Here is an 11,362-nt window from a genome sequence, read left to right as displayed (position 1 = left end):
GGCATTAACCCCAGTAAATATTATTCCTGGAATAACAGGAAAGGAACTGCAAACAATCACAATGGTAAAATTCCTAAAGAGAACTGGCTTCTGGAATGGGAAAAAGAAGCTATTATCAATTATGCTAAAAAACATATTGCCGAAGGCTACCGCAGGCTTACTTACCCGCCTTGCCGCAGGCAGGTATGATGATGGACGAAGATATTGTGCAAAGACAAAGCTACGTAAGAGTAGTAAAGAAATTGGTAATGGCACAAAGATTTAGAAACCATCCGAAGAATAAAAAGAAGGCATATTCGGCAGGAAGGAAACTCAAGACAATTGCCGGAAGAATGGTCCGTGAACTTGAACGAAAAATGAACGAAGAACAAAAACAGAAATATGAAGAAACAATTGAAATATTCAACAAAATAATAAGCCAAAAACAAAAAGATAAAGAAAAGATCTATAGTATCCACGAGCCGAAAGTCTATTGTATCTCGAAGGGCAAGGAGCACAATAAATATGAGCCTTGCCTGACGGTAGGCCGGTTTGGATCAAAGGCATCAGTTGTAATGACAAAGCAAAGCGGAATAATAGTAGGCGCTTATAGTTTAGAAAAGAATGATTATGATGGACACACATTACCAAAAGTGCTCGATCAATGTGAAGAACTTCGCGGACTGAGACCAAGAATAGCAATAGCCGACAGAGGCTATAAGGGAAAATCAAGAATTGGAGAAACAGAAATACTACTGCCAAAGCCGCCGAAGAAAACAGCGAGTGAGTATGAGAAGAGAAAAGCGAAAGCAAGGTTCAGGAGAAGAGCGGCATTAGAACCAATTATTGGTCGCTTAAAAACAGATTACAGATTGGCAATAAACTTTTTGAAAGGGACAATCTGTGACTCGATCAATTTAATGTTAGCAGCGGCAGCATTTAACTTCAAAAAGTGGATGCGAAAAATGAAAAACTTTTTTGCCTTTTTTTTTCAAAGCTTACAAAGACAGCTTTTTAGATTTTGGAAGTCTGTTTTACCAACTCCAAATCTTAAAATGACTTTTTAAGGAACGATTAATTATTTTTATTCTTCAGTCATTAGCGCATGTTTCCCAAGTGTAAGGTTTCTTAATACTTCTGCCTGAATCACTTCTGCATCTTTTTTGTTTTGAGCAACAGTTGGACGCATTTATTTTCCATCAATATCTATATAATCAAGTTGGTAGTAAGAGTGTTTCTTTCTTTTTATTAATCTCAAAGTTACTTTTGATGCAGCCATAATCCCAGTAATTCCCTAAAACTCGTATAAAAATTGTCACGTTTTTGGCACTCATTAAAATATTAACTGATTCCAATAAAGTAGTTATAGAAATAAAGCGGAAAGGGGGGGATTCGAACCCCCGGTACCGTAACCGGTACAACAGTTTTCGAGACTGCCGCATTCAACCACTCTGCCACCTTTCCAACCTAATTTTTCTCATTCAAAAATACAAATAACAAAATAACATTTATAATGCATTAGTCAATAATCTTGTAACTAATATCAATATCATACCAAGTGAAAAGTAAGTTATCACTAATTTAGTATGGTGTTTTAACATTTCGCCGAGTATAGCATGGAATGCAAGATAAACAAATCCGCCTGCAATATGCGCCATTATTACTCCAAATACCAAATCAGTAATATTCATCCCGACCAGAAAAATTCCAATTAAAGCTCCCACAACAGTAGTCAGTTCAACAAAAATTACATTTAGAATTATTTTTTTCTTTGGATAATTTGCACCTAACATTAAAGAAGCCAGGGCTAATCCTTCTGGAAATTTATGAATTAGAATTGCTAAAAAGATTGAGTTATTTTCAAAAATTACAGCATTCCCATGAATGGTTAAAGCAATTCCATCAAAAAAAGAGTGAAAGGCAAGCGCCGTCATCATTACAAATGCAATCTCTGAAAATTTTTTGGTAGTCTGTTCATCAAAATGACTTGCGGAACAAGCGGGACAAACATGGAAATAGTACTTGCTTATCAACCAAAAAACAAAATAACCGGAGATTAAACTTAAAATAATTTCCAAAATATTTAATCCTACAACTGCTTCCGGTAGAATTGCAAAAGCCGCAGCACCAAGTAAAGCTCCGGCTGATAAACTTATTAACGAACATAACTTATGGTGGTCAATTTTTATGGAAAAGGTAGAAACTGCCCCAATAATTGCAGAAATAACCACAAATATTGATTTTAAAATAGTATAATAATAAAGTTGACGCATTTAATATTGAAAACTGTGTAATTAAAGATAAAAAAAATAAATGAAGTAGAGTAAGAATTTTTAACTTATTCAATTTCTTTATATATTTTGTACGACTTTTTTGGAGAGGTGCAAGAGTGGTTGAATTGGCTACCCTGGAAAGGTAGTGTATTCGCAAGGGTACCGTGGGTTCGAATCCCACCCTCTCCGCAAACATAAAACTTACAATTTACACACTTTTTGAAGAAGTAATAAGATTTCACAACCATCAAAGTTTGTAAAATTTTTTCCATCACGGTTTTCTTAGGTAAATAACCCATTTAAACAACAAACTTGCTTTTCCATTTTTCTTTTAATTAAAGCATAATTTAATTGATTATATAGAAAAAATTTTCTACGTTGCCTCTGCCATTTCATTTAAGAGTTGGAATAAATATTTACGGCAACAAAAATTCTTTAGTCTAATAAACATTTTCTTGTTCATAAATCAAAGGAGGAAAAATGAATCTTGTTCTACGGGCAAAAAACATTATTATTTCACCTGCAAATGAGTGGGAAGTAATAAAACAAGAAAGTAGTTCGGTAGCGGAGATGTTTCTTAAGTATGCCGTCATTCTTGCAGCAATTTCGGCAGTTGCGGGATTTATAGGTTTTAGTTTATTCGGTATTTCTCTTGGATTCATTAGTTATCATGTTCCTGTTGCTTCGGGAATTTTGTGGGCTGTATTAACATATGTTTTATCTTTGGTTGGAGTTTATATTACTGCCTTAGTTGTTGATACACTCGCCCCATCTTTTGGTTCAACTAAAGATATGGTAGCTTCCTTAAAAGTAGTTGTCTTTGCATATACACCAACCTGGGTAGCAGGAATTCTTAATGTTATACCATCATTAGGTATACTGGTTACACTTGCAAGCATCTATTCGTTAGTTTTAATGTATATGGGCTTACAGAAAGTTAAAGATGTTCCTAAGGATAAAATGGTTGGTTATTTTTTAGTAACATTAGCTGTTACAATTGTAATCTATATTATAATTGGAATTATTGTAAGCGCTGTTGCATTTGCCGGATTGATGTCTTCCCGTTATTATTGATATTAATTGCCGCCTTTTTATTAAAGGCGGCATATTTTACCATTCTCAATTTGTTACTCCTCACAAAATTTTTCCTTGAGATAAATTCACCTTGACAAATGATTTAATAATTCTAATTATTAAAGAAGTTTACAACTTGTACAAATGAAGGAAACTAAAATGAAGATAATAAAATTGTCCACTACAACAGGAAGTTTCTGCAGCACAGATGTAAAAGCAATTTCAAAAAGAATAAAAGAACAAATTGAAAATTCAATTAAGGATAAACAGGAAAAAAAATTTGAAGTTGAGGTTTTTGATATTGATAATGGAAATATAAATCTTAGCTCAAAATACTTGAGAATAAAAAATGGAATGTCAAATATAAATCTATTGTAGTGCCAAACGTAAGACGGTAAATAAATAATCGTTCTAAATATCACTCTTATGTTTGATAAAACATTAGCTAACGTTGTTTCCCTTGATATTTAATTAACGACAAGTTTTTATCTTCTTTCTTTTACCTCATCAACATCGTTAACTAAAAGGACTAACAATGCTGCAACAAATAAGGATGCACCGCCAATAAGTAAGGCATAAATTGCCTCGTTGGCAAAAAGGTTTCTTACAATAAATCCAAGAACCGCAGCGGCAGTAATTTGTGGAATAACTATAAAGAAATTAAAAATTCCCATATAAACACCCATCTTTTGTGATGGAATGGCTCCAGCTAATATTGCATATGGCATTGATAGAATTGATGCCCACGCTAAACCAATTCCAATTTCAGAAAGAATTAATAATTGAGGATTTTTAATAACATAAAAAGAAGCTAACCCCAATCCACCAGCAACAAGACTAATCATGTGAACAGTCTTTCTGCTGGTTCTTTTAGCAAGCCATGGCAGAATAAATGCAGTAACAGCAGCAAACCCATTATAAACAGAAAACAACACACCAACCCAATTAGCACCTTCATTAAATGCTGCTGATGTTACATCTGTTGTTCCATAAATATGATGGGTTACGGCGGACGTTGTATAAATCCACATTGCAAATAATGCAAACCAGGAAAAGAATTGAACGAATGCAAGCTCAATCATTGTTCTTGGCATTTTTACAAAATTTTCTAGTATTTCTTTAAACGCTTGTACAAATCCAATTTTATCTTTCTTTAATCGATTAAACTCTTCTAAATTTTCAGGTGGGTATTCTTTTGTTCTGAAAACAGTCCAACCTACAGCACCAAAGAAAGCAATAGCGCCAATATAAAAAGAGTATACTACTGAAGGAGGAATTTTCCCATGTGGTGCGGTATTGCTTATTCCAAAAATATTTGTAAAAATGTAGGGAAGTGCTGAGGCAACAATTGCTCCAATTCCAATAAAAAAACTTTGAACTGCAAAACCAGTTGTCCGTTGCTGTGACGGTAGTAGGTCTGCGACTAAAGCTCTGAATGGTTCCATTGAAATATTTATGGAAGCATCCATAATCCAGAGCATTCCTGCTGCAACCCAAAGCACTGGCGAATTAGGCATAACTATTAAAGCAAGCGATGCAAGAATAGCTCCTGTTAAAAAATATGGTCTTCTTCTTCCAAGTCTTCCCCAGGTTTTATCACTCATATATCCAATAATTGGCTGAACGATAAGTCCGGTTGTTGGAGCAGCAATCCACAGGATTGGAATTGAATCAATGCTTGCTCCAAGTGTTTCGAAAATTCTGCTAACGTTTGCATTTTGCAACGCAAAACCAAATTGAATCCCTAGAAATCCGAAACTCATATTCCAAATTTGCCAGAAATTTAAACGAGGTTTTTCCATATTTTTAATCCTTGTAATTATAAAAACTAAGAATAAAAATTAATTTATTAATTCCAGCTACTAATTAATTTTATTGCCTATGGCAATTTAAAATACTTTTAATAAAAATATGACTAAAAATATTTATGTATATTTTAATAACCAACAGGTTTGAATCATTTTTATGAAAATAAAAGATATTCTAAATTTTGTAATCGACAACCGACATTCTGCTTTTTTTTATACAGCAAAATATTACAAAAAAAAATCTTATTTGTTTCTTCAGCCTGAGCAAGTAGTTGAAACACATAACGTAAATGATATAGAAGCTTCTTTGAACCGTATTGATGATATGATCAAGAAGGGATTTTTAGGATACGGACTTATTCCTTACGAAACAGGCTATCTTTTTGAAAAACGATTGACAAAACTTTTACCTAAACAACAGAACAACAAACTACTTCAATTTTTTCTGTTTGATAAAAATAATCTCAAAACATATAACACTTCCGATATTGATTTTAGTGATATTAAAACGAACAATACAGAAGATAATGCCATCAGAAATTTTAGATTGAATACAAGTAAAAACTTATATTCGCAAAATGTCCGATCTATATTAAATTCTATAACAATTGGCGATACATACCAGGTTAATTATACAGTTAAAGGAAAATTTACGTTTACAGGTGATCCAGTTGATTTGTTTATTAATTTAATTTTCAACCAGTCTGCAGAATATTCAGCATTTATAAATAATGGTGAAAAAATAATAATCTCATTATCGCCCGAGCTTTTTTTTCACTTGAACCATGGCGAACTGATTACAAAGCCAATGAAAGGAACAATTTCAAGAGGAATTAATTTACAGGATGATAAAGCAAAACGAAAAATGCTGAAGATGAGCTCAAAAGATAATGCTGAAAATATAATGATAGTCGATTTGCTCAGGAATGATATGGGGAAAATTTGTGAATTCGGAAGTGTAAAGGTTGATGAACTATTTAATATTGAAAAATATGAAACTCTTTTTCAAATGACTTCAAGAATTAGAGGGAGAATTCGTGAGAATATTTGTTTGTCTGATATCATTAAAAACCTTTTTCCTTGCGGTTCCGTAACGGGTGCCCCAAAAATAAAAACGATGGAAATTATTAATAAGCTCGAAAAGGAACAACGTGGAATTTACACTGGGATGATTGGTCTTGTAACAAAATCTAATACGGTTTTTAATGTGGCAATCAGAACTATTGTTTTAGACAATTCAACAAAAAAAGGAGAGATAGGTTTAGGAAGTGGTATTGTTGCAGATTCTAATCCACAAAATGAATATGATGAACTTCTCCTAAAAGGAAATTTCCTTACAAAGCCGCAAAAACAATTTGAACTATTTGAAACAATCTTAATTGAAAATGGCAAACCTTTTTTGATTACCGATCATTTGAATAGGCTTCAGTCATCCGCATCTTACTTTTTATTTGTGTTTGAGAAGAGAAAAATTATTAATGAAATCAATTCACAAATAAAAGATCTATCAGTACAAAAAAATTACAGACTAAAAATTATTCTTAATAAATGGGGTAATTATCGAATTGAAATTTCTGAGTTGAATTATATAAAAGATAATTTTAAGATAATAATATCTTCCGCAAAAGTTTCATCGCAAAATCGATTTCAATACTTTAAGACAACAAATAGATTACTTTATGAACAGGAGAGCTTACATCATTCTCCGAATGGTTTTGATGAAGTTTTGTTCCTGAATGAGAAAAATGAACTTACAGAAGGAACAAGAACAAATGTTTTTTTAAGAAAAAAGAATAAATGGTTTACACCTTCAATAAATTGTGGTTTGCTGCCCGGTGTATATCGGAATAATCTTATTAAAAAGCGAAAAGACATAAAAGAAACAATTTTGAAATTAGATGACATTATTTCTGCTGATGAAATATTTTTAACTAATTCACTTCGCAAAGAAATAAAAGTAAATAGTGTTTATTTTAATCCAACTGATTACAAACGTTTTATATGACATTTCTAAAGAGTTTTATATACTGACATTTCTATTGTGTTAATACATAATTTATTTTTATAAGCCTTCAAGTAAAGATTTTATCGTTTAATTTTGATATTTTCTATATAAAATTATTATAAACAACTATCTATGATTTATTCTCCGGAAAATATTTCGCTGAGAAAGAAAGAACACATCGAATTATCTTTAACAGATAAAGTTGCTTTTAAAGAAAAATCAAATGGATTTGATAAATACGATTTTGAGCATTATGCAATTACAGAAGTTGATATAAAAAAAATTGATTTCGGTACTAAATTCTTTCACAAGAAAATAAAGTTACCATTCTTAATTTCTTGCATGACCGGAGGAACTCCAGAAGCTGAAAATATTAATGAAAAATTAGCAATAGCGGCAAATAGTTTGCAAATCCTGCTGGGAGTTGGTAGTCAGAGGCAGGCATTAGAAAATAAACTTTATCATAAATCGTATAAAGTTATCAGAAAGCACGCACCCAACATTCCTATCCTTGGTAATATTGGAGCTGCACAGGTATGTGGTCCTAAATCGGTTGAGCAAATAAAATATTTAATTGATTTAATACAAGCTGATGCTTTTGTAGTTCATGTTAATCCTTTACAGGAATTACTACAAAAAAATGGAGAACCAAATTTCAAAAACTTGCTAAATATGTTAGATAAGATTTGCGGGAAAATTGATATTCCAATAATTGTCAAGGAAGTTGGATCAGGAATTAGTAAACGAGCAGCATTTGATTTATTGAATGTTGGAGTAAAAGGTATTGATGTTGCTGGAGCAGGTGGTACAAGTTGGGCTGGTGTGGAAATTCTTAGAAGTAAAGAAAACAAAAACAACATTTTTTGGGATTGGGGATTACCAACTTCCTATTGTTTAAGAACTGTAAACCAATTAAAATCAAAAAATAACTTTTTATTAATTGGTTCGGGTGGAATTTTTAATGGATTTGATATTGCCAAAGCAATGGTGTTAGGAGCCGACATAACTGCCTCCGCAAGAATCATTTTACAAGAGCTGGATAAAAATAATATTGAAGGTGTTGAAAAATTGATAGCTGGTTGGTTTGATACTGTTAAAAAAATCATGTTCCTAACTGGTTGTTCAACTGTCGATCAATTCAAAAAGCAAAAGCTGATAAAAAAAGAGGAGTTATATTGAATCATGATACGGAAAAATATTGCTCAGATCTTTTTGAAAAGCAAAGAAAAATTGTTGAAGCAAAGATTGAAAATATTTTTAATAATAAACTTCCCGAATCATTATACGAACCTTGTTCTTATATTGTTAAAAGTGGTGGAAAAAGATTAAGACCAATGCTGGTACTCTTTTCTGCAAAAGCTGTCGGTGGAAGATATTCGGATGTGTACAATGCAGCCATTGCTGTTGAATTGCTTCATAACTTTTCTCTTGTGCATGATGATATTATGGATAATTCTAATATGCGAAGAGGAAGACTTACGCTTCATAAAAAATATGATTTAAGTACGGCAATTCTTACAGGTGATAACCTGATTGCTGTTGCTTATTCTTTTTTGTTAAAGGATTGTTCTATTAATTTCAAATCTGTTGTTAGTACTTTCACCAATGGCGTAATTCAGGTTTGTGAAGGACAAAGTCTCGATAAAGAATTTGAGACTCGTTCCAATGTGTCTATTAAAGATTATATTATAATGATTGAAAAGAAAACAGCAGCATTATTGGAAACTTGTTGTTCCCTTGGCGTTCAGTTGTGTGGCGGAGATTCTGCTAAGATTAAAGCACTTTCCAATTATGGAAAATATTTAGGAATCGCTTTTCAAATCCAGGATGATTTATTGGATATTGCTGGTGATGAAAATGAATTCGGCAAAATTATTGGAGGCGATATTGTTGAAGGTAAAAAAACATTTTTATTTCTTAGAGCCTTAGAAAAAGCAAAAGGAAATACACTAAAGGAACTTCAATCTGTTATAAAAAACAAAGGAGTACAAAGGAAAGAGGTTGGTAAGTTCAAAGAGATTTATCTGCAACTTGGTGTAATGGAGGATGCAAAGAAAGAAATCATAAAATATTCCTCTAAAGCATTAAGTGAACTTAAATTTATTCCTTCAATTAAAGACAAAGAAATGCTAACTTGGATTACACATTTATTGATTAAAAGAAACAAATGATGATTGAAAGAACCATAAAAATAATTAACAATGCGGGTTTACACACTCGTCCCGCAGCAACAATTGTAAAATTAGCTGCCAGGTATAAATCAGAATTCTATTTGGAAAAAGATGGTTTGCATATAAATGGAAAAAGTATAATTGGAGTTATGACACTTGCGGCAGAAAAAGGTTCAGAAATAACTCTTACATTTGATGGTCCAGACGAAGCACAAGCCTCAGAAGAAATTATTAATTATTTTAATAGAGGATTTGACGAGCTGTGAACGATTTAAAACAAATTGAAATAAATACAATAATGGGAATTGCCGCCGCACCAGGTATTGCAATAGCCCGTGCACATCTATATTCAAAAGAAAAACTTGAAATAATAGATGCCGTTGTTGATAATACTGAAGATGCCAAAAAGATTTTATTTGAAGCGCTGGAAAGATCCAAATATGAATTGCGGAAAATATTAGACATTGCAAATGAGAAAATGGGAGAGAAACGCGCAGCAATTTTCGAAGCTCAGATTATGATCCTTGACGATCCAATTCTTATTGAAACTATTGTAAATAGAATCGAAGCTGAGAAAAGACTTCCGGAGTTTATTGTTAATAGTGAGATTTCTAAATATATAGATCTGATGAATGCATCCGATGAATCATATATGAAAGAACGTTCGCACGACATCGAAGATATTAAAAATAGAATCATCAGAAATATCCAGAAAAAAAAATTGAAATCGAAAATTACCGGTGAAGTAGTTGTAATTACTTCTAATCTTACGCCGGCAGATACGCTTCTCTTTTCAAAAAGTGATGTAAAAGGATTTATAACTGATTTTGGTGGATTGACCTCTCACGCAGCAATAGTTGCACGTTCCTTAAAAATACCGGCAATAGTTGGTACACACGAAGCAACTAAAAGAATTAAAACAGATGATTTAGTAATTATTGATGGTTTCCATGGCGTTGCAATTCTAAAACCAGATGAAGAACAATTAAAGTTTTACCAGCAAAAGCTGGAAAGACTAAATCAATACGACAAAGAATTGACACTGCTGAGGGATGAACCGGCAATAACAACTGATGGCAGGGAAATAATTTTACGCGGCAATATAGATGTTCCGGAAGAAATTGAAATCCTGATACAAAATGGTGCAAGAGGAATTGGATTATTAAGGACTGAACAAATTTTTGGCGATATCGATACTTTTCCTGATGAAGAAGAGCAATTTAAAGTATATTCTGAGATTGCTGAGAAAGCTTATCCTGAGTATGTAATCATTCGTGCTTTTGATGTTGGAGGCGATAAGTTTTTACCACACGATATTAAAGAGCCAAATCCTTTTCTTGGCTGGAGAGGAATTCGGTTTTTATTGGACAACATGGAAATCTTCAGGAGTCAGATAAAAGCCGTTCTGCGAGCTTCCATACATAAGAATATCAAGTTTATGCTTCCAATGGTTTCATCATTATATGAATTAAAAAATTCCAAGCAAATTCTCCAATCTTGTAAAGATGAATTAAAATCGCACAAAATAAAATTCGATAACCATATTAAAATTGGTATTATGATTGAAGTTCCATCTGCTGCTGTACTTGCAAAGGAATTTGCGCGTGAAGTTGATTTTGTAAGTATAGGAACCAATGATTTAATTCAGTTTCTTCTTGCTGTTGATAGAGGTAACGAAATTGTCTCTTCTCACTACCAGGAATTTCATCCTGCTGTTATTAGAACCATCCACAATATAATTAAAGCAGCAAAGGAAAATAATGCGTTGATAAGCATGTGTGGTGAAATGGCTGCAAATACTTTTGCTATACCGCTTCTAGTCGGAATGGGTTTGGATTCTGTAAGCGTTTCTCCGGCTGCTATTCCTTACATCAAAAAAATTATTCGCAGTATCAGTTTTGAAAAAGCCAGGTTACTTGCAGAAGATTGTTTGCATTGCACAATGATGGAAGAGGTCACACAAAAGATTGGTAAATTCTGCGAGACAAATTCTATTATACATTCAAATAACATTTTTTAATAAAATTTCAGAATAATATTATCCAGAGGAGA

General features: G+C 32.6%; 11 protein-coding genes and 2 tRNA genes. 10 read left to right on the top strand and 3 right to left on the bottom strand.

The window, feature by feature from the left end:
- Both NTX22_07145 and NTX22_07140 read left to right on the top strand, forming a co-directional pair.
- The coding region (locus NTX22_07145; GenBank protein ID MCX6150279.1) for a hypothetical protein at positions 1 to 189 on the top strand (189 nt) is incomplete at its 5' end.
- A complete protein-coding gene (locus NTX22_07140; protein ID MCX6150278.1) occupies positions 186 to 1,046 on the top strand; it encodes a transposase in 861 nt (286 codons plus the stop codon). The genes NTX22_07145 and NTX22_07140, both read left to right, overlap by 4 nt.
- A 310-nt stretch (positions 1,047 to 1,356) precedes the next feature.
- Here NTX22_07140 and NTX22_07135 read toward each other — a convergent pair.
- Positions 1,357 to 1,443, bottom strand: a tRNA-Ser gene (locus NTX22_07135).
- 44 nt (positions 1,444 to 1,487) lie between these two features.
- Positions 1,488 to 2,252 carry a ZIP family metal transporter gene (locus NTX22_07130; GenBank protein ID MCX6150277.1) on the bottom strand — a complete coding sequence of 255 codons (765 nt, stop codon included), beginning with the start codon at positions 2,250 to 2,252 and terminating at the stop codon, positions 1,488 to 1,490.
- A gap of 102 nt (positions 2,253 to 2,354) precedes the next feature.
- Here NTX22_07130 and NTX22_07125 point away from each other — a divergent pair.
- From NTX22_07125 to NTX22_07115, 3 genes are all read left to right on the top strand, one after another.
- Positions 2,355 to 2,441, top strand: a tRNA-Ser gene (locus NTX22_07125).
- 291 nt (positions 2,442 to 2,732) lie between these two features.
- Positions 2,733 to 3,326: a Yip1 family protein gene (locus NTX22_07120; protein MCX6150276.1), complete on the top strand. Its 594-nt coding sequence runs from the start codon at positions 2,733 to 2,735 to the stop codon at positions 3,324 to 3,326.
- Between the two features lie 159 nt (positions 3,327 to 3,485).
- Positions 3,486 to 3,704 (top strand): hypothetical protein, encoded by a 219-nt coding sequence (locus tag NTX22_07115; protein ID MCX6150275.1) that lies wholly within the window; start codon positions 3,486 to 3,488, stop codon positions 3,702 to 3,704.
- Positions 3,705 to 3,811: 107 nt separating this feature from the next.
- On the opposite strand, the gene NTX22_07110 is transcribed toward NTX22_07115, so the two are convergent.
- Entirely contained in the window at positions 3,812 to 5,128 is a 1,317-nt protein-coding gene (locus NTX22_07110; GenBank protein ID MCX6150274.1) for an MFS transporter, read from the bottom strand.
- Positions 5,129 to 5,291: 163 nt separating this feature from the next.
- Here NTX22_07110 and pabB point away from each other — a divergent pair, with 163 nt between their 5' ends.
- From pabB to ptsP, 5 genes are all read left to right on the top strand, one after another.
- Complete coding sequence (gene pabB / locus NTX22_07105; protein MCX6150273.1) at positions 5,292 to 7,139, top strand: aminodeoxychorismate synthase component I; 1,848 nt, start codon at positions 5,292 to 5,294, stop codon at positions 7,137 to 7,139.
- A 132-nt stretch (positions 7,140 to 7,271) separates the two neighbouring features.
- Complete coding sequence (gene fni / locus NTX22_07100) at positions 7,272 to 8,318, top strand: type 2 isopentenyl-diphosphate Delta-isomerase (protein ID MCX6150272.1); 1,047 nt, start codon at positions 7,272 to 7,274, stop codon at positions 8,316 to 8,318.
- Positions 8,315 to 9,310: a polyprenyl synthetase family protein gene (locus NTX22_07095; GenBank protein MCX6150271.1), complete on the top strand. Its 996-nt coding sequence runs from the start codon at positions 8,315 to 8,317 to the stop codon at positions 9,308 to 9,310. Before fni ends, NTX22_07095 begins: the two co-directional genes overlap by 4 nt.
- Positions 9,307 to 9,576 carry an HPr family phosphocarrier protein gene (locus NTX22_07090; GenBank protein MCX6150270.1) on the top strand — a complete coding sequence of 90 codons (270 nt, stop codon included), beginning with the start codon at positions 9,307 to 9,309 and terminating at the stop codon, positions 9,574 to 9,576. Before NTX22_07095 ends, NTX22_07090 begins: the two co-directional genes overlap by 4 nt.
- Entirely contained in the window at positions 9,573 to 11,330 is a 1,758-nt protein-coding gene (ptsP, locus tag NTX22_07085; protein ID MCX6150269.1) for a phosphoenolpyruvate--protein phosphotransferase, read from the top strand. Before NTX22_07090 ends, ptsP begins: the two co-directional genes overlap by 4 nt.
- Positions 11,331 to 11,362 lie beyond the last annotated feature (32 nt).

It is taken from the genome of Ignavibacteriales bacterium, assembly GCA_026390815.1.
In the GTDB taxonomy this organism is placed as follows: Bacteria; Bacteroidota; Ignavibacteria; order Ignavibacteriales; family SURF-24; genus JAPLFH01.
The sequence above is the reverse complement of the archived record's forward strand: the minus strand, read 5'-3'. Positions and strand labels throughout refer to the sequence as shown.

What these genes read in the sequence shown, in the direction of transcription:
- NTX22_07140 (MCX6150278.1), top strand. Translation starts at nt 186, where the DNA reads ATGATGATGGACGAAGATATTGTGCAAAGACAAAGCTACGTAAGAGTA.
- NTX22_07130 (MCX6150277.1), bottom strand. Translation starts at nt 2,252, where the DNA reads ATGCGTCAACTTTATTATTATACTATTTTAAAATCAATATTTGTGGTT.
- NTX22_07120 (MCX6150276.1), top strand. Translation starts at nt 2,733, where the DNA reads ATGAATCTTGTTCTACGGGCAAAAAACATTATTATTTCACCTGCAAAT.
- NTX22_07115 (MCX6150275.1), top strand. Translation starts at nt 3,486, where the DNA reads ATGAAGATAATAAAATTGTCCACTACAACAGGAAGTTTCTGCAGCACA.
- NTX22_07110 (MCX6150274.1), bottom strand. Translation starts at nt 5,128, where the DNA reads ATGGAAAAACCTCGTTTAAATTTCTGGCAAATTTGGAATATGAGTTTC.
- pabB (MCX6150273.1), top strand. Translation starts at nt 5,292, where the DNA reads ATGAAAATAAAAGATATTCTAAATTTTGTAATCGACAACCGACATTCT.
- fni (MCX6150272.1), top strand. Translation starts at nt 7,272, where the DNA reads ATGATTTATTCTCCGGAAAATATTTCGCTGAGAAAGAAAGAACACATC.
- NTX22_07090 (MCX6150270.1), top strand. Translation starts at nt 9,307, where the DNA reads ATGATGATTGAAAGAACCATAAAAATAATTAACAATGCGGGTTTACAC.